Source organism: Bradyrhizobium sp. DOA9, from assembly GCF_000617845.2.
GTDB lineage: Bacteria > Pseudomonadota > Alphaproteobacteria > Rhizobiales > Xanthobacteraceae > Bradyrhizobium.
The window spans coordinates 7690-25133 of the sequence record NZ_DF820425.1; the positions used below are offsets into that span (position 1 = coordinate 7690).

Consider the following 17444-nt stretch of genomic DNA (forward strand, 5'->3'; position numbering starts at 1 on the left):
CGGCGGCTACGGCAAGATGACGATCCTGAACGGCACGACGTTTGCCGTGCCGCAGGCGACCATCACCACCATCATCGGCCCGAACGGCGCCGGCAAATCGACGGTGTTCAAGGCCATCTTCGGCCTGCTTAGGCTGCGCGAAGGCAAGATCAGCTTCGCCGGCCGCGACGTCACCAATTTGAGCCAGCGCGCGCTGCTCAATGCCGGCATCTGCTATGTGCCCCAGGGCCGCAACATCTTTCCGGAGCTGTCGGTGCGCCACAACATCGAGCTCGGCGGCGTCGCCGCCGACAAGGGCCTCGACCTGCCGAAGCGGATCGAGGCGGCGCTCGACCTGTTCCCGGCGCTGCGGCGCAAATCCGCGCAGCAGGCCTCGACGCTCTCAGGCGGCGAGCAGAAGCAGCTGGAGATCGCCCGCTCGCTGCTGCTCGAGCCGAAGCTGGTGCTGGTCGACGAGCCCTCGATCGGCCTGTCGCCGCTGATGGTGCAGCAGACCTTCGACATCCTCAAGAGCTTGCGCGACCGCGGCGTCACCATCCTGATGATCGAGCAGAACGCACGCTCGGCGCTGGAGATCTCCGATATCGGCATCGTGCTCGAGCTTGGCCAGACCCGCATGGTGGACGACGCCAGGCGCATTCTGAACGATCCGCGCATCGGGCAGCTCTTCCTCGGCGGCGCCATGGAGGAGAGTGCGGCATGAGCGCGAAGCTGCGGATCGCCGTGGTCGGCGCCGGCCTGATCGGCCGTCGCCATGTCGAGTTGATCAGGTCCTCCCCGGATTGCGTGCTCGCCGGCATCGCGGATCCCTCGCCCGCCGCGAAGGACTATGCGCTGGCGCATGGCGTGCCCTGCTATGCGGACCATCGCGCCCTGCTGGCAGAACAAAAGCCCGACGGCCTCGTCATTGCCTCACCCAACACGCTGCACCTGCCGATGGCGCTCGACTGCGTCGAAATCGGCGTGCCGGCTTTGATCGAGAAGCCGGTGACCGAGACGGTTGCCAGTGCGCAGCGCCTGTGCGCGGCGGTGAGACGCACCGGCGTGCCGCTGCTGGTCGGTCACCACCGGCGGCATAATCCGATCATCAAATCGGCCCGCGAGATGGTGGCGGGCGGCAAGCTCGGCCAGCTCACGGCCGTGGTCGGGCTGTGGCTGCTGAAAAAGCCGGACGATTATTTCGAGGCCGCCTGGCGGCGCGAAGCGGGCGGCGGGCCGCTGCTGATCAATCTCATCCACGACATCGACAATCTCCGCTTCATCTGCGGCGAGATCGTCGAGGTGCAGGCGCTGACCTCGAACAGGGTGCGCGGCTTCGCGGTCGAGGACACCGCCGCGCTGCTGCTGCGCTTTGCGAGCGGCGCGCTGGGAACGGTGACCGTGTCGGATGCGACGCCGGCGCCGTGGAGCTGGGAGCTCTCCTCGGGCGAGAACCGGGATTATCCCAAGCAGGACCAGCCCTGCTACATCTTCGCGGGGACGGCGGGTTCGCTCGCCGTGCCGAACATGGAGCTGTGGTCATACGCGCGGCAGCCCGGCTGGTACGCGCCGCTGTCGCGGGCGACCATCGCGCCGCCGGCCTTCGATCCGCTGGTCGAGCAGCTCCGGCATTTCTGTGCAATGATCGCCGGCCGCGAACAGCCGCTGATCTCGGTCGAGGACGCGATGGGAACGCTTGCCGTCGTCGAAGCCGTCAGCGCGGCCGCGCACACGGGACAAGCGACCTCGCCGGGGCAGATCATGGAGCAGGCCGCATGAACAAGCGATCGATCGCCACCGTCTCGCTCTCAGGCAGCCTCGACGAAAAGCTCCGCGCCATCGCCGCCGCCGGCTTCGATGCGGTCGAGATCTTCGAGAACGACCTGCTGTCGTTCGGCGCCGGCCCACGCGACATCGCAAAACTCTGCCGCGACCTCGATCTCGAGATCTGCGCGTTCCAGCCGTTCCGCGATTTCGAAGGCATGCCGGAGCCGCAGCGCGCGCGCAACTTCGCGCGCGCGGAGCGGAAGTTCGACCTGATGCAGGAGCTCGGCACCGATCTCTTGCTGATCTGCTCCAACGTCTCGCCCGCCTCGCTCGGCGGCATCGACCGCGCGGCAGAGGATTTTCGCGAGCTCGGCGAGCGCGCGGTCAAGCGTGGCTTGCGCGTCGGCTACGAGGCGCTGGCCTGGGGCCGCCACGTCAACGATTATCGCGATGCCTGGGAGATCGTGCGCCGCGCCGATCATCCCGCGATCGGCGTCATCCTCGACAGTTTCCACGCGCTGGCACCTGGCTTTCCGACCCGCGCCATGGCCTCGATCCCCGGCGACAAGATCTTTCTGGTGCAGCTCTCCGACGCGCCGAGGCTCGAGCTCGACATCCTGTCGTTGAGCCGGCACTTCCGCTCTTTCCCCGGCCAGGGCGACCTGCCGGTCGGCGAGTTCATGGCGGAGATCGCGGCGACCGGTTACGCCGGGCCGCTGTCGCTGGAAATTTTCAACGACCAGTTCCGCGCCGGCTCGGCCGCGCAGACCGCGGTCGACGGCCTGCGCTCGCTGATTCTGCTGGAGGACCAGCTCGCACCGGATTGGCCGAACTTTGCCGGCAAGCCGCTGGCTCCCAAGGCGAAGAGCCGCGGCACCGGCTTCATCGAGTTTGCCGTCAACGAGAGCAAGGCCGGCGAGCTTGCCCGCCTGTTCTCACAGCTCGGCTTTCGCAAGAGCGGCCAGCACCGCAGCAAGGCGGTGGAGCGCTGGTCGCAAGGCGAGGTCGAGCTCGTCGTCAATTGCGAGACCGATGGTTTTGCGCATTCCCATTACGTCACTCACGGGCCCGGCGTCTGCGCCATCGCGCTCGACGTCGACGATGCCGGCCGCGCCATGCAGCGCGCCGAGACGCTGAAGGCGCGCACCTTTTACCAGCCGGTCGGGCCGGGCGAGCTCGAGATCCCCGCGATCCACGGCGTCGGCGGCAGCCTGCTCTATTTCCTCGACCAGGCCGGCAAGAACTGGGACACCGATTTCGAGCCTGTCGCGAGCGATGCCAGCGCCGATGCGCTGCTCGCGGTCGACCACATCGCGCAGTCGATGCCCTATGACGAGATGCTGTCCTGGCTGTTGTTCTACACCGGCATCCTCGACCTGAAGCGCCTGCCGCAGATGGAGATCGCCGACCCCAGGGGCCTCGTGCAGAGCCAGGCCATCGTCAACGCCGACCAGAGCCTGCGCTTCGTGCTCAACGGCTCCTCCGCCAACCGCACCCTGCCGGCGCGCTTTATCTCGGAGTTTTTTGGTTCAGGCGTGCAGCATGTCGCGTTCGCATGCCGGGATATCTTTGCCACCGTCGCCGCGATGCGCCAGCGCGGCGCGGGCTTCCTGGACATCCCCGATAATTATTACGACGACATCGAAGCCAAATACGATCTTTCGCCAGAACTGATGGCGCAGCTGCGCGCCAACCACATCCTCTACGACCGCGAGGGCGACGGCGAGTTCTTCCAGGTCTACACCCACATCTTCGACGAGCGCTTCTTCTTCGAGATCGTCGAGCGCAGGAATTATCAGGGTTTTGGCGCGGCCAACGCCGGCATCAGGCTGGCGGCGCAAGCGCGCGAGGTGCGGCCTGCGAGCATGCCGCGGTTGTAGGTCCTCGTCATTGCGAGCGCAGCGAAGCAATCCAGAGTCTTGCCGCGGAGGGATACTGGATTGCTTCGCTCCGCTCGCAATGACGGCTGAGAGAGCGTTGCTCCTGATTATCACTGAACTAAAGCGTGATGGCATTAAGTTCGATAGCCTGAGTTTTTGAGGTAGTTGGCGCATTCCTCTGAGGTGAAGGCATCGAGTGCGTGGCCGATTGCGGTGCAGACGGCCTCGACGGTTCGCGCGGCAGCTTTGCGGAGCAGGTGCTTGAGCTTTGCAAAGACCTGTTCGATCGGGTTCAGGTCGGGCGAGTATTTTGGCAGGAAAAAGAGCTTGGCGCCGACCGAACGGATAAGCTGACGAACTGCCTTGCTCCTGTGGCTGCCGAGGTTATCCAAGACGACGATATCGCCGGGTCGAAGGACGGGCAAAAGAACCTTCTCGACATAGGCGCGAAAGCTCGCGCCATCGATCGGCCCCTCGATGAACCATGGCGCATCGATCCGGTCATGGCGCAGGGCCGCCAGGAAGGTCATGGTTTTCCAGCGGCCGTGGGGAACCCTGGCGTGAAGTCTGTGCCCGCGCGGTGCCCATCCGCGCAGCGGAGCCATATCGGTCCTGGTCCAGGTCTCGTCGATGAAGACCAGCCGCTCAGCTTCGACCTGACCTTGATACTTTGCCCACTGAGCTCGCCGCCGCGCCACGTCGGGTCGATCGCGTTCGCCAGCCGCCACGCTTTTTTTTGAAGCTGAGCTTCTCGGCATGCACGAAGTCCCACACCGAGTGGTAATCGACCTTCAGGCCGCGTCCGGCAAGCTCGGCCACGAGCCCCCGTATAGTGAAATCGCCGTCCTTGATCCGACGCGACAGCCAGACTGCATGCTCGCCCGAAATCGCCTTCGGCTTGTAGCCGCCTATCTGACTAGGCTCGACGCTGCCGGTCTCATCGACCCGCTTCATCCAGCCAATGGCGGTGCTGATCGCGACCCCAAACTGCTTGGCGGCCCGATTACGGGACATCCCGCCCTCGATCGCGGCCACGACACGCTTACGAAGATCTAGAGAGTACGGCTTGCCCATCCATGCTGGCCTCCTTCCAGCAAGCATGGTGAATCAGAAACAAACTGATTTGGGAATCCCAAATCGATTCAGACTAAAGCCATCCCGCTTTAGCTGCGGCGAGGATCACGACGCCATCGGGCTTGAGGCCGCGCGGGGCGCACGCAAATAGAGGAGGTGGGAGACGATGCACGACATCAGCGTGGCCGAAAGGATCCCTGCGAGCAGGTAGAACCCTTCCCCCGAGGGCACCGCGATCCAGCCCAACGAGGCTTGCCTCGCCGCGGATGCGGGGCTCTGCCACGACATCAGCAGGAAGCCGGCGTAGCCGGCGGCGAACTGGGTGGAGACGGCGAGCGGCAGCTTGGAGCGCATCATCAGGCCGAGACAGGCCAGCGCGAAGATCGGCAGCGCGATCCCGAACAGCTGGACGCCTGCGAGGTCGGTGTAGCCGGCCAGCGCCTCGTGGCTGCGCTGAAACAGCCCGAACACCCTGAGGTTCAGGTACCAGAGCGTCGCGGAGGACGGGGCGCGCTCGAGCGCGAGGGCGGCCAGCTCGGCCGACAGCGTCGCCACGAACAGGGCCAGGGGTCCGAGAAACTGGAGTTTGAACAGCCGACTCATGTGACAAGACTAACGTCGCAAACGTTGATCCTGTCTTAAGAGTTCCGAGGCTCCCGCCCGGAAAGCGGAACGGCCTCAACCGGCGGTTAAGGCGGCTCAGGGCTGGTTGTTCGGCGGCCGCTCGATGAATCGCCGGCTGCCGTTGAGCAGCTCGAGATTGTTGGCGATGACGGGATTGCCGGGGTCGAGCGCGTAGGCCTTCTCGAACTTGCGGCGCGCCGCCGACAGATTGCCGCGCAGCATGTAGGAATAGCCCTGATCGTTCAGGACCTGGACGGTCTCGCCGCCGAGGCGGATGGCCTGGGCGTAGGCCTGGTCGGCGAGATCGAAGCGGCGCAGGCGGTCATAGCTCGCCGCAAGTCCCATCCACGCGGTCAGGTCCTTCGGCGACTTCTCGACGCCGTCGCGGAAATAGCGGTTGGCGATGCCGTAATTGCCGCGGTTGAAATGCTCCAGCCCCAGGCGCACCGGCTCGTCCGACGGATAATATTTGACGTCGGTCGGCTCCTGAACGGGGTCGGGGCCGCCGGCGTCGACGGGCGCGACGATCGCGGCCTGCCGCACCGTGTAGTCGCACGCGGCAAGGCCGGTCGCGAGCCAGCAACAGGTCAGCATCAGGATCAGACGCCGCATCAGTCCTTGTCCCCCGCCGGCTTTCCCTAACCTCTGCCAGCCCCCAAAAAAATCCCGCAAAACAACCCCATGCACAGTAGCTATATAATTGAAATAACTTTGCTTTCTTATCTCACGGCCGCGCCACCAACAGGTACCGAGATACCGGCCGACGATCCAGCGCCCAAACCTTGCACGTCGATGCTCTGAGTCGGTGTGGGCCGTACTCCCATTTGCTTGGTCGCATCGCCGATATCCGGAAGCTGATCTGTCGGCTGCTTGCTGTTGCCATATCGGGTCACGGCGGCGCCGACACGGCGCGCATCGGTGGCGATCCGGGTGTCGCCGACATAGCGCGGCCAGGGCGTGATGGTGTGGGTGGCGGCGTTGACCTGCTTGGCATCGCCGGCGCTCATGGTGATGGTGTCGGAGCGCTGGAAGTAGCGGTCCACCTCGTCATGGCCGGCGAGGCCGTAACATCCCCCGAGCAGGACGGGCGCGCACAGAGCCAGATACCTGATGGTCATCTTCGCGTCCTTCAGTTGAGGGTTTTCACGACGGCCTGGTCGCCGGCCGCCGCGGGCGGCGGCGGAGGCGGCGTCCTGAGCTCGGGCGCGATGATGTGGCCGTAGGGCCCCTTCACCTCGCCGCCGGAATTGACGTAGTCGTTGTAGCGCTTGCGCACTTCCATCTGGCCGTTGAGGAAGAAATCGACATCGTTGGCCGGCAGGCGCGAATCCAGCGGCGAGGCCAGTTGCTGGCCGGGCGCGGCCGGCGCCACCAGGCGCGGCGTCACGATGATGACGAGATCGGTTTCCTCCTGCTGATAGGACTTGCTGCTGAACAGGGTTCCAATCACCGGCACCGAGCCGATCCAGGGCAATTGCGAGACGTCCTGGCGGTTGCGGGTCTGGAGCAGGCCGGCGATGGCGAAGCTCTGGCCGTCGCGCAGTTCGACGGTGGTGCGCGCATCACGACGGGTCAGCGCAGGTACCGTCGTGCCCTGAATCGTCACCGCATTGGCGAAATCGAGTTCGCTGACCGATGGCTCGACCCGGAGGTTGATCACGCCGCGCGAGAGGACGGTAGGAACGAAAGCCAGCTCGACGCCAAACTTCTTGTACTCGATCGTCACCGTCGGAAAGCCGGCGGTGGTATTGGTCGGTATCGGCACCGGAAACTCGCCACCCGCGAGAAAGCGCGCGGAGTCCCCTGAAAGCGCAGTCAGGTTCGGCTCCGCAAGTCGGCGAGCCAGCCCCTTGGTTTCCAGGGCCGAAATCAGCAAATCGACTGAGCTGCCGTTGCTGGTTCTCAGAATGCTGGTCAACAGGGTTCCAAACGGTGTCGGAGCTACCCCGCCAGCACTCCCGATGAGCGTCCCTGCCGTTCCCAAAAGAGGAATCGTCCCGGCCGGAGGACCGACATTGGGCATATCGACCCGGCCGCTGTTCGTGTTGATCGAAGTCGGCCCACCGCGCCCGGAATTGGCAATATTCGACCCGCTGGCATTCGCGGCATAAAGGTTCACGCCGAGTTCGCGACCAGCCTGGCGGCTCGCCTCGAGAAAGCGGACCTCCAGCATCACCTGCTGCGGCGCGGCGACGCTCATCGCGTTGACGACGGTGCCCCCCTTGGCAACCGTGCCGGTGGCAATCGACATGGCGCGCTCGGCGGCGACGGCATCGGAGACCGTGCCGCTCAGCACCACCTGCCCCTCGGATGAGGAGACGCGGATGCCTTGCGAGCCGGTGCTGGCGCGGATGTTCTGCTGCAGGCTGTTGGTATCGATGGCGACCTCGACGTCGAGGATGCCGATCTGCTTCATCGACGAGTCGAGCAGGATGACGTTGGTGGTGCCGGTCTGCTTGCCCTGGATGTAGATCAGGTGATCGCTCAGCGACTTCACGTCGGCAATTTCCGACGAGCCCGCAACGATGGTTGCGAAGGCCTGGTCGACCCGGAAGGTCCTGGACTTGTTGACGATGACCTTGACGCGCTGGACGTCGTTCATCTCGCTGACGAAGACGCCCCCGCCGGGCACCCGCCGGTCGGCTGCGGCGGCGCGGTCCGCGGAACCGACCAACGCAAGGCCGGCGCCCAGAGCCAACACGCTCAGGACGAAACGCCTGCTTCCGGCCCCCATGAAAACGCGACCGCCACCCATTTCGATACCCCTTGCCGCATTCTGCGACTGCCCAACAATGTAGTCCCGGGCGCCTTAGCAACTCTCCTTCGCACGCAACGCCACGAAGCTTACAATTCGTTCAACTACAAACCGTTACCGGGCATCCTCGTCCCGGTGGAACTTCGGACGCCAAAACCGCCCGCCAAATCGCCTGCCTGAGGATCATCATCAATCCCGGGAGGAATTGGCAAGGCGAGACCTCCATTGCGGTGCGGCAACGCCACAGAAAACTGGGAAATGTTGCCCTCCGGCACCACTTTGCTCTGCTATTGACAGCAGAACGGGCCTCGCACACGCGCACAATCAACAGGTGCCATCGCACCAACCTACGACCGGCGATGAGAATGCCTAAGCCATGGCGATGTCGGGACAATTCGGTTCAAGGCGAGAACGGAACCTGAGTCGAGGCGCTTGGCGCATTCAGCGACGTGCCCCAAATCGGAATCAACATCGCGAACCCCGGTTGACGCGCCGTAACGGTCAGCATCCCCCCTCCCGACGTCGTGTCGATCGTAGGGGTGAGGCCGCCGGCATAAAGGAAGGGGGCGGTGTTCTGCTTCTCCGTGCTGGAGAGATAGTCGCCCGTGCAGCCGGCGGGTGAGTTGTTGCTGATGACGGCAGGGGTGTAGCACGCGATCATCATGGCACGAGCGCCCGCTCCCGCGAGGTGCCGGAGCGACTGCATCGTGATCGCATACCGCCCGAAGTCAACCATCGCGAACACCAGCATGAAGAACACCCCGGCGACCACGCAGAATTCGAAGGCGGCTATTCCGCGATTGTCGAGCTTCCTCATCACTTCACCAGAGCAACGACTTGGGTCTTGGCGATCGTGCCGGGGGCGCAGCCGTCCGTGCTGAGGTAAGCACTACCGTTTATCGTAAGCGTATTGGCGATCACCTCGGTACACCTCGTATTGGTATTCTGAACCGATCCGCTCCAAGAAACGTCGACGTTGGGAAAATACAGCGCACCGCCCAAGGCAACGTTGCCACCGTTGATGCTGACAGCATTCTTGCTCTTGTTCGGAGCCTGATCGTCAATCAAAACGCCATTCAAATGCGAAGAGAAAGTATTGGTTGCAGGAGCAGATAAGGTAACAGTAGCAGTGCCACTGATGGAAAGATTGGAATCGCCGAGCAGTACGAACGTTACGCCTAAGCCTTCGCCTGAAGGCGGCCAGGATGTGCACTCCGTACAGACGACTGTCCCACCGGTGATACTTATTGCTGCGCCATAAAAGAAGTAAGTTCCTGGTTTGAAATCTACATACTCCCCCGTCGACACTGTTAACCTTGTGTATGCACCCTTGCTACCGAGGCCGCTGTTAGGCGCCATCGAATAGCACCTATTCGTGCCGGAAGGGGCCGTAGGAGGACAGGGTTTTACTTCAGTTCGCGGATCCTTGTTGCCAGTTCCGGTCCAACTATTGAACGATTCAACATTCAGAATCTCCAGCGGATTTGTCGCAGGCAGCACGTTGTAATTATAGGGCACGCTAAGGTCGCAATGACCTGATGAAGCGAGACAACCACTTGCACCATAAACGGCCCACCCCGAACCACTGAAATTCGGAGTACTGTTATATTTGACGCTATTGTCCGACATCAGGCCACAACCATTTCCGGTGATGTTGCTGCTGCCGCCGATTGTAAGAGCACTGGTAGATGGGCCAAGTCCCAACGCACAAAGGTCCTTCGGATGTTGGATCTCAACAATCGCTTGAGCGCGGATGTTGGCGGTCGACAGGCCAAGCACACCGGCAAGGTATGTCGGCTGTTGCTGGGTCACAACGGCACGAACGAAATTGCCACTCCCCGAACTCGCCCACGCGCCCGCAGAATAGCTACCTCGATCGATCTCAACCGTCCGCAACGTACCTGCCGGAAGCGCGCAGCCCGCAAACGACTCGCCGGAATTGCAGAACGAGTTCTGTGCGGCGAACTGCTTGCCGCGGTAAACATAGTCCTGCCCCGCATCGCAATTGGTGCTTCCGGAGATCGTGCAGGCGAGAGTCAAACCGCCGGAATACGCCGCCGCATCAGCGGCGCTCTGAGCGTGTTGCTTGGTCACGTACCATGAACCTGCCTCGGCTCCGAGCGCGATGACTCCAACCAGCGGCACCAGCGCGATGACGGATGCGAATGCAACGGAGCCCCGACGGCAGTCACGAAGGTTTCGCACGATGCCCTCCTACTGAAATCGTTCTGAATAAGTGACTGTGCAGGTGCTGCACAACAGCGATTTGAGAATGATCGGAGACAACGAGAAGCTCGTCGTGAAGGTGTAATATTTGGGCAATGTTGCGCCTGAATCGCACGGAGCGGGGGTGCCATCACAGTACACCTCCGCAGTGATGCGATAGCCGCCGACAGTCGATGGCAGTGAGCTTTTCCAGTCGCTGACCGCGGATGAGCTGGTGACGTCGCTCGGCGGCTTATACTGGGTGAACTGCCCCATATCCCGCAAAGCCTGATGCGCAGACAGATACCTGAAACCGGCGATCGCAACGTCAGCCAGCGGAAACAGGATCGTCACAAGGATGAAAAGACAGACAAGGGGCAGTTCAAACGAAACAGTCCCGCGTTGATCCCTGATGAACGAAATGTTGCGGCCCATGCCTGCCTCGCCGTGCAATTTCCTGTGCGCGCGCCGACCTACTTCAGCACGCGGATCAAATTCAAAAGCGGCCCCCCGCCCAGGATGACGAACATGGCCGGCAGGAGAAACAACACCATCGGGATTGTCAGCTTGGCACCGAGCTTGTGAGCGCGCTCCTCAAGCTTGGTGATCCGTTCCCGCCGAAGATCCGCGGCGATGCTGCGCAAAACCTGACTCAATGGCGTTCCGTATTGCAGGCTCTGGCTGATCATGGTGCCGAAGCGGCGGAGTCCATCCGACAGAAGGCCCATCTTCTCGAACGCATCGGAACGATTCGGCAGTAACCGGAGGTCGTCCAGAAGCCCGTACAGGACGCGAGACATAGCCGGATTGGTCTGGTCCATTTCCGCAGCTACGCGCTCCAATGCCCCCTCGAGCCCCATTCCGGCTTCACTGCAGACGACCAGAAGATCTATCGCATCCGGCGTGCCCAGCCTGATTGCGGCATCGAAACGCCGCTTCAGCACAGACAAGATCAGCCGCGGACCTACAATCCCGACGACCAGGCCAACAAGCGTCAGGAGGAGAACATCCTTCAGCTCACTTCCCGAAAGTTGCGCGCCAACAAAGATAACGACCGGCAAGAGAACCATGCTGACGATCTTGATGCCAAGCCAGATCGGCAGAGTCTTGTGATGGTTGAAGCCCGTCGACTTCAAGACGGCTCGCAGCTGATCCAGGTTCTCCTCGGCGTAGAAGCGCCGATAGCGCAGGCCGATGGACGAGATCCAACCCGTCACGTCGTGCGACGCCGTGGGAACGCCCCGTACGGCATTCGACACCCGGGTGTTCAATGCCCGCAGGTGCATTTCACGAATAACCAACAGGAGCGTTGCGGTGGCCGCTACGATGGCAAGCGACGCGAAACCGAGACCAGCGGTCATAGCGTCGTCTCCCTTCGGATCAACCACCGGATCACGAAGTGCCCGGTCAACACCGAGACGACCGCGTAAGCCAGCATGTTGTTGCCAATCGGGTCCAGGAAGAGCGGCTCGATCGATTGCGGACTCATCTTGTAGATGATTCCGCCAATGATGAGCGGCGCGAACGTGAGCGCGCGCGACGAGAAGATCACTTCGCCGGCCAGTGCTTTTGCGCGAGCAGCAAGGGCAACACGCTGACTGATGGTTTCGCCCAAAGTCTGCAATGTCTCGGATAAGCTGCCGCCAGACTTCAACTGAACCCCGAGCGTCACCGCGAAGATACCGTATTCCGTGACGCCCGTTCTCCGATAGACCGCTTCAACCGCTTCGTCGGGAGCTCTTCCCGTGCCCAGCTCGCTGCATACGATCGCAAACTGACCAGCGGTCGGCTCCGGCATATCGCGCGCGATGGTACGAAAGGCCTCTTGCACAGGCAGGCCGGAGCGAACCGTACTGGTTACGATCTGAATGGTATCCGGAAGCTGTCGAAAGAGCCCGTCAACGAACCGGCGCCGCTGCCATCCAAAAAGACCCCGCATCACGAGGACGGCAGCAATCGCGGCTGCGATCGACGCGTAGGCCAGAGGGTATTCGAAGAAGCTGACGACGTAGAATACTGCCGACGCGACGACAAATGCCGAGAGCAATACGTAAGCCGGATGCAGCGAGTAATTCACTTCAGGCCTGTAGTTGGCCAAAAGATGGATCAACTGGGAGCGAGGCGCGGCCTCGGACCTGCGGATTGTCGGCAGGCTCTCCTTTGTCGTGGTCTTGAGAGCCGTCGACAGCTGGCGGTCAAACCGCTTCTCACGTGAGTCGAGCCACAAGGATGCGACCGTGGCGCACAGCAGGAGAACAAGAACGATCAGGATCGCGGATTGAGGGATCATATCTGCCTCATGGCCTCGGCCCAGGCGCGATCCAGCCCGAAATAGACCAGACGGCTCTTGAATTTCGGGATCGCGTTGGTCGATGTGTATGTGCCCAGAATCCGCCCGTGAACGTCTTCCTCCTTGTACTCGAAAGCCGCGATGTCGTTGGTGGTGATCACCTCGCCTTCCAGGCCGGTCACCTCACTGACCTGGACGATGCGGCGCTGTCCGTCGCGCATGCGCTCGACCTGGACGATGAGATCCAGGGCCGCGACGATCTGGGCCCGGATCGCCCGTGAGGGCAGATTGACCTGGCCCATCTGCACCATGTTCTCGACGCGAGTCAGGGCGTCGCGGGTGCTGTTGGCGTGCACGGTGGAGATCGAGCCGTCATGGCCGGTGTTCATGGCCTGGAGCATGTCGAAGGCCTCGGCCCCGCGCACCTCGCCCACCACGATCCGGTCGGGCCGCATACGCAGCGCATTCCACAGGAGATCGCGCTGCGTCACCTGCCCGGTGCCTTCGAGGCTCGGCGGCCGGGTTTCCAGGCTGATCACGTGCGGCTGCTGGAGCTGCAATTCGGCCGCATCCTCGATGGTGACGATGCGCTCGTTGTGACCGATGAACTGGCTGATGGCGTTGAGCAGGGTCGTCTTGCCGGAGCCGGTGCCGCCGGAGACGAGGACGTTGAGCCGGGACCGGCCGGCGATTTCCAGCAGCTTCGCGATGGCCGGGGTCATCGAGCCGTTCTCGACCATGCCGGCCAAGTTCAGACGGTGGCTTGGAAACTTGCGGATGGAGATGCAGGGACTGTGGATCGCGAGCGGCGGCAGGATGATGTTGACGCGGCTGCCGTCCGGCAGGCGGCAGTCGACCATGGGGCTGGATTCGTCGACGCGGCGCCCGACCTGGGCCGCGATCTTCTGCGCCACCGAGGCGATGTGGTCGTTGTCGCGGAAACGCACCGCGATCCGCTCCAGCTTGCCGCTCCGCTCGACATAGACGTTGCTGGGCCCGTTGATCATGATGTCGCTGATCGACTGATCCATCAGCAGCGGACGGAGCGGGCCATAGCCGGTCATGTCGTCGGCGATCTCGTCCGCGAGCATCACCTGCTCGCGGCCCGACAATTCGAGCCGGTCCTGGTTGGCGATGCCGTGAATGATCTCCTCGACCTGCCGCCGCAGGATATCGCGGGACACCGTCGCCGCGACCGCCGGATCGATCTGCTCGATGACCTTCTCGCGCAGCGAGGCCGGCATGACGGGGTGATGGACTGCACTCTCTTCGCGCCTCGGCGTCACCTCGAAGCTCGCTGCGCCTGGAGATGACAAGGAGGGGCTCGCCGGCGGCGCGGGGGCCACGGGCATGGGCGGAAGAGGGCTTGTCGCCAGCGCAGGCAAACCTTCCGGCATGTCGTCGGGGCGTCGACCGAATTTCTTCATAGCCGCAGCAGCCTCCGCAACCGGCCCTTGCGCTCGGCGCCGATGCCGGTGATCTCCCGGACGATGGGCGCCAAATGACGTCGCAATTTCCTGACGTGCTTGAGCGCGGGGATGCCGAGATTGACGGCCTGGGTCATGCCCTTGCCGAGATCCGGAATCACCATGTCCGGCTCGGCGCCGAGCGCCTTGACCATCGTGGCCATGGGAAGCCCACCGGCACGATCGGCACGATTGAGCAGCGTGAACACCCGGTCCTTGCCGGCGATGTTGGTGACGGCGGTGCGCAGCGCATGGGCGTTGCGAAGCCCGGTGACCTCGGCTTCCAGCAGCACCAGCACGTGACGCGACTGCTCGATCACCGAATGCATCGACGGCGGGAACGGCACCGGCACGTCGACGACGACGTAGTTGAAGCGTTGGCGCAGCAGGCCCAGCACGTGCCGCACCCCCGCCTCGGTGATGTCGAGCTGCGCGTCGAGCTCCTCATCGGCCGAGATCAGCGACACCCGGTCGTTGACCTCGATGGCCGCGCGCTCGAGGAACAAGGTGTCGGCGCGCATCGGGTTCTCCAGCGCGATCCGCAGCCCCGGCCCCGGCCGAACGCCCAGCATCACGGCAGTCTCGCCGCCCTGCAGGTGCAGATCGAGCAGCGCGACCTTGGCCTTGGTGGTCTCGGCGATCTGCAGCGCGAGATTGATGGCGATGCTGGTGGCGCCGGCGCCACCTTGCGCGCCGCAGATCGAGACCACATGCCCGGCGCGATCGGCCGCAACGTGCGAGACATCACCCAGCAGCTTGGGGCGCAGCTGGTCCAGCACGACGTCCCGCGTCAGCGGCTTGGGAAGATACTCGGTGAGGCCGAGATCCATCAGATGGCGATAGAACGTGATCTCCCTGTTGTCGCCGACCAGGGCGACGCGGACATCCGGCGGGCAGACGCCGGCGAGGCGCTCCAGCTCGGGAAAGGGATCATCGATGCCGCTGATGTCGGTGACGAGGGCGAACAGATCCGTGTCCGTCTCCAGCATCTTGATGGCGTTGCGGATGCTGCCGTGCTTGATGGAGAGATTGCTCCCTTCGAGGCCCTTGCTCAGAGCGCCGGCGCTGATCTCGTCGTTGACGAAACAGACGATCCGGTTGCGCGCGACGAGGGACGTCGTTTCCTGGGGCGGAGTGACCAATGCCATGTTCATCAACGTTTCTCCGGCAGCCTGGCGGCATAGCCAATTGCGCTTGCAGTCTTGCTGGACGCGTCCGATCCGTCGCAGCTCACGGCAACCTCGCCGCCTTCTGAGTCCTGCTTCCGGACCGTGTATTGCTTGACCTCGCCGCCGGAATGAACGACCACCGCCGTCCGCTGCCCCGCCATCGCATTCTGGCGCGCAAGCTCCGGCGAGACGTCGCAGCTCGAGATCGAGCCGGTGTCGCCCTTGTCCCACTGGTCGATAGCGGCGCGCACCGCCAGCGACAGCGTGCCGAGCTGCTTGGCGACCGTGACCTTCTTGACCTGCTCCTGGGTCAGCTCCAGCGACACCGTTTGCGGCAGCTTGCCTGTCACGGCGCTGACGCCGCGTCCGCCCTGCACGATCTCCTGGTCGATCGCGATAACGCGGACATTGCGCAGAACGGTTTCGCTCATGGCGCGACGGGCGGGATCCGCCTTCTCAAACACCTGGGTCAGCACGACGTCGACATGATCGCCCGGCCGGACCAGGCCCGAGACGCCGGACTCCTCGTCGACCTTGATGCTGATGGCGCGGCTGTCAGGGGCCAGCACGCTGGCGAGGAAGCCGCGATCGCGCGGACGCAGGATGTCCTGCAACGTGATCGGGCTGCCGGCGTCCACGAACTTGCGCACCAGGGAGCCGGGGAGCCCAGCTGCCGATTCCGGCGTTTCGAGGATCGCTCCGGTCGGGACGCGATCCGGCGGCACCTGGCGGAGCGTGAAATCCTCCTGGCGGGCCAACGTCCCCTTCGGCAACGCTCGGGTCGCGACGTAGTAGCCGACCGTCGCAGGCGCCGCCGGCCCCTTTTCCACAATTTGGACGGGGACCTGCCTCGGCAGGTTCATGTTGTAGGCGATGAGCCCGAGGGCCGTGGTCGCGAGCAACAGGACCATGATGATCGAGATGCGCAAGGCGGATGACATGTCAAAATCCTCGACTGAAAATGGCCCAGATGCCGCCGCAAGCGATGGCAACGCCGTAAGGCAATGGTGCGTGGCGCAGATGACGCCAGCGTTCGATGGCATAGACGCGGCGCGCGAACGACGCTCCGGCGGGAGCGAGCCGGGGAGATGGCAGGTTGCGCATGGTCACATGCAGCAGGGCGAGAACGCCGCCGGCCCACGCAGTGACGACCAGCATTTGAATGATGCCGTTCAAGGAAAGGCCGACCGCCAGAGCAGCCAGCAGCTTGACGTCGCCGCCGCCCATCCATCCCCGCATGTAGATGGCCAGCAGCAACAGAAAGAGGATGGCAGCCGCGATCAGCGATTCCACAAGCTGCATCGGGCTCCCCAACTGACTGACGATTCCGAGCAGCGCAAGCGCGAGGCAAATCTCATTACGGATTGTTCGTGTTGCGATGTCGAGCGTCGCGACATGCAGCAACAACAGGACTTCCAAAATGGAAACTATGGAAATGATCCAACTCATGAAACTCGTGCCTCGCGGCACCTCAATGTAACGCTGGTAAAAATATCGAAGTCCGTTACGGACTTGCGAACTGGCCTCCGATTATCCGGGCGACGCTGCCGATCACCGTATCGCGTGGTCGGAAGCGAATTATCATCGGACCAGCAGCACGGGATAAAAGCAGCGACAGCCGCTACGCAGAGAAATTTGAAACGAGGCCGTGCAGCCAACCCGACTTAAGTACAGGCTCGGGAATAATATGCAGTGGGAGGAGGAAAACGGATCGTCTTCCTCCTCCCATTTGAAGCTTAGAGAGGAAGCGCGATAGCCGTGGTGACCTTGCCGACCGCAGCGGTCAGCGCGGCCGTGAGGCTGGTGCTGCCGGTGCCGGCGAAGAAGCCGATCACGACGGTGATCACAGCGGCGGCGACGATGATGTACTCGAACGACACGACGCCGTCCTGGTCCTTGCGCAGCTGCTTCAGGGCTTCGGTGGTCTTGATGTAATGCTTCAACATTGGAGAAAATCCCTCTTACTAAAGATGAACTGACCGTTACCGTTGGCCGGTAAAATTGAGCCAACTGAGATCAATTGCTACTCTTTCCCGGGAAAGTTGTCACCTGCTAATCCTTTTTTAACCTTACTGTGGGCGTCCGGGCGAGTACGGTGAGGAACTTTTCCCGAGCGGCAAAAACGGGGTGGATGCTCGTTCGGAAGGCCCGAACTGCATCGTCGGCGGGCAATCGGCCGTTTTTTGACGAAACGATTGGCAGAGCCCGGCTTGGCGGCGCGCGTCACCTGCGCCA

18 protein-coding genes are annotated in these 17444 nt (G+C 63.0%); 3 read left to right on the forward strand and 15 right to left on the reverse strand.

The genetic code is table 11. The annotated features are described in order from the left end of the window. The 3 genes from BDOA9_RS00010 to BDOA9_RS00020 all read left to right on the forward strand — a co-directional run. On the forward strand, positions 1-703 hold a 703-nt coding region (locus tag BDOA9_RS00010; RefSeq protein ID WP_025031894.1), incomplete at its 5' end, for an ABC transporter ATP-binding protein. Continuing rightward, positions 700-1758, forward strand: coding sequence for a Gfo/Idh/MocA family protein (locus BDOA9_RS00015; protein ID WP_025031895.1), 1059 nt, complete (start codon positions 700-702; stop codon positions 1756-1758). The genes BDOA9_RS00010 and BDOA9_RS00015, both read left to right, overlap by 4 nt. Continuing rightward, a complete protein-coding gene (locus tag BDOA9_RS00020; RefSeq protein WP_025031896.1) occupies positions 1755-3626 on the forward strand; it encodes a bifunctional sugar phosphate isomerase/epimerase/4-hydroxyphenylpyruvate dioxygenase family protein in 1872 nt (623 codons plus the stop codon). The genes BDOA9_RS00015 and BDOA9_RS00020 overlap by 4 nt, the downstream gene beginning before the upstream one ends. 134 nt (positions 3627-3760) lie before the next feature. Here the strand turns inward: BDOA9_RS00020 and BDOA9_RS00025 are convergent. The 15 genes from BDOA9_RS00025 to BDOA9_RS00100 all read right to left on the reverse strand — a co-directional run bounded on the left by BDOA9_RS00025 (position 3761) and on the right by BDOA9_RS00100 (position 17155). After that, positions 3761-4700, reverse strand: a protein-coding gene (locus BDOA9_RS00025; protein WP_445291806.1) for an IS630 family transposase whose coding sequence is annotated in 2 segments (ribosomal slippage) — positions 3761-4363 and positions 4365-4700 — 939 coding nt in all. Because the reading frame shifts where the segments join, the coding sequence is not laid out codon by codon here. 105 nt (positions 4701-4805) lie between these two features. Further along, on the reverse strand, positions 4806-5303 hold the full coding sequence (locus tag BDOA9_RS00035) for a hypothetical protein (RefSeq protein ID WP_025031899.1): 498 nt from the start codon (positions 5301-5303) through the stop codon (positions 4806-4808). Between the two features lie 96 nt (positions 5304-5399). Beyond that, positions 5400-5936, reverse strand: coding sequence for a tetratricopeptide repeat protein (locus BDOA9_RS00040; RefSeq protein WP_025031900.1), 537 nt, complete (start codon positions 5934-5936; stop codon positions 5400-5402). 107 nt (positions 5937-6043) lie between these two features. Further along, complete coding sequence (locus BDOA9_RS00045) at positions 6044-6442, reverse strand: hypothetical protein (protein WP_025031901.1); 399 nt, start codon at positions 6440-6442, stop codon at positions 6044-6046. Between the two features lie 11 nt (positions 6443-6453). Next, a complete protein-coding gene (locus BDOA9_RS00050) occupies positions 6454-8079 on the reverse strand; it encodes a type II and III secretion system protein family protein (RefSeq protein WP_025031902.1) in 1626 nt (541 codons plus the stop codon). Between the two features lie 400 nt (positions 8080-8479). Then, positions 8480-8896 carry a TadE family protein gene (locus tag BDOA9_RS00055; protein ID WP_244521434.1) on the reverse strand — a complete coding sequence of 139 codons (417 nt, stop codon included), beginning with the start codon at positions 8894-8896 and terminating at the stop codon, positions 8480-8482. Continuing rightward, complete coding sequence (locus tag BDOA9_RS00060; RefSeq protein WP_042335346.1) at positions 8896-10284, reverse strand: pilus assembly protein TadG-related protein; 1389 nt, start codon at positions 10282-10284, stop codon at positions 8896-8898. The genes BDOA9_RS00055 and BDOA9_RS00060 overlap by 1 nt, the downstream gene beginning before the upstream one ends. 9 nt (positions 10285-10293) lie before the next feature. Then, positions 10294-10719: a hypothetical protein gene (locus tag BDOA9_RS00065; RefSeq protein ID WP_025031905.1), complete on the reverse strand. Its 426-nt coding sequence runs from the start codon at positions 10717-10719 to the stop codon at positions 10294-10296. 38 nt (positions 10720-10757) lie between these two features. Next, positions 10758-11645 (reverse strand): type II secretion system F family protein, encoded by an 888-nt coding sequence (locus BDOA9_RS00070; RefSeq protein ID WP_025031906.1) that lies wholly within the window; start codon positions 11643-11645, stop codon positions 10758-10760. Beyond that, entirely contained in the window at positions 11642-12574 is a 933-nt protein-coding gene (locus tag BDOA9_RS00075; RefSeq protein WP_025031907.1) for a type II secretion system F family protein, read from the reverse strand. The genes BDOA9_RS00070 and BDOA9_RS00075 overlap by 4 nt, the downstream gene beginning before the upstream one ends. Beyond that, entirely contained in the window at positions 12571-14001 is a 1431-nt protein-coding gene (locus BDOA9_RS00080) for a CpaF family protein (RefSeq protein ID WP_025031908.1), read from the reverse strand. Before BDOA9_RS00080 ends, BDOA9_RS00075 begins: the two co-directional genes overlap by 4 nt. Next, positions 13998-15194: an AAA family ATPase gene (locus BDOA9_RS00085; RefSeq protein WP_025031909.1), complete on the reverse strand. Its 1197-nt coding sequence runs from the start codon at positions 15192-15194 to the stop codon at positions 13998-14000. Before BDOA9_RS00085 ends, BDOA9_RS00080 begins: the two co-directional genes overlap by 4 nt. Beyond that, positions 15194-16150: a Flp pilus assembly protein CpaB gene (gene cpaB, locus BDOA9_RS00090; RefSeq protein ID WP_025031910.1), complete on the reverse strand. Its 957-nt coding sequence runs from the start codon at positions 16148-16150 to the stop codon at positions 15194-15196. Before cpaB ends, BDOA9_RS00085 begins: the two co-directional genes overlap by 1 nt. 1 nt (position 16151) lies before the next feature. After that, positions 16152-16658: an A24 family peptidase gene (locus tag BDOA9_RS00095; RefSeq protein ID WP_025031911.1), complete on the reverse strand. Its 507-nt coding sequence runs from the start codon at positions 16656-16658 to the stop codon at positions 16152-16154. 287 nt (positions 16659-16945) lie between these two features. Continuing rightward, a complete protein-coding gene (locus BDOA9_RS00100) occupies positions 16946-17155 on the reverse strand; it encodes a Flp family type IVb pilin (protein WP_025031912.1) in 210 nt (69 codons plus the stop codon). Between the last annotated feature and the right edge of the window lie 289 nt (positions 17156-17444).

Coding starts and splice junctions, on each gene's coding strand:
- BDOA9_RS00015 (WP_025031895.1), top strand. CDS start 700: ATGAGCGCGAAGCTGCGGATCGCCGTGGTCGGCGCCGGCCTGATCGGC.
- BDOA9_RS00020 (WP_025031896.1), top strand. CDS start 1,755: ATGAACAAGCGATCGATCGCCACCGTCTCGCTCTCAGGCAGCCTCGAC.
- BDOA9_RS00035 (WP_025031899.1), bottom strand. CDS start 5,303: ATGAGTCGGCTGTTCAAACTCCAGTTTCTCGGACCCCTGGCCCTGTTC.
- BDOA9_RS00040 (WP_025031900.1), bottom strand. CDS start 5,936: ATGCGGCGTCTGATCCTGATGCTGACCTGTTGCTGGCTCGCGACCGGC.
- BDOA9_RS00045 (WP_025031901.1), bottom strand. CDS start 6,442: ATGACCATCAGGTATCTGGCTCTGTGCGCGCCCGTCCTGCTCGGGGGA.
- BDOA9_RS00050 (WP_025031902.1), bottom strand. CDS start 8,079: ATGGGTGGCGGTCGCGTTTTCATGGGGGCCGGAAGCAGGCGTTTCGTC.
- BDOA9_RS00055 (WP_244521434.1), bottom strand. CDS start 8,896: ATGAGGAAGCTCGACAATCGCGGAATAGCCGCCTTCGAATTCTGCGTG.
- BDOA9_RS00065 (WP_025031905.1), bottom strand. CDS start 10,719: ATGGGCCGCAACATTTCGTTCATCAGGGATCAACGCGGGACTGTTTCG.
- BDOA9_RS00070 (WP_025031906.1), bottom strand. CDS start 11,645: ATGACCGCTGGTCTCGGTTTCGCGTCGCTTGCCATCGTAGCGGCCACC.
- BDOA9_RS00075 (WP_025031907.1), bottom strand. CDS start 12,574: ATGATCCCTCAATCCGCGATCCTGATCGTTCTTGTTCTCCTGCTGTGC.
- BDOA9_RS00080 (WP_025031908.1), bottom strand. CDS start 14,001: ATGAAGAAATTCGGTCGACGCCCCGACGACATGCCGGAAGGTTTGCCT.
- BDOA9_RS00085 (WP_025031909.1), bottom strand. CDS start 15,194: ATGAACATGGCATTGGTCACTCCGCCCCAGGAAACGACGTCCCTCGTC.
- cpaB (WP_025031910.1), bottom strand. CDS start 16,150: ATGTCATCCGCCTTGCGCATCTCGATCATCATGGTCCTGTTGCTCGCG.
- BDOA9_RS00095 (WP_025031911.1), bottom strand. CDS start 16,658: ATGAGTTGGATCATTTCCATAGTTTCCATTTTGGAAGTCCTGTTGTTG.
- BDOA9_RS00100 (WP_025031912.1), bottom strand. CDS start 17,155: ATGTTGAAGCATTACATCAAGACCACCGAAGCCCTGAAGCAGCTGCGC.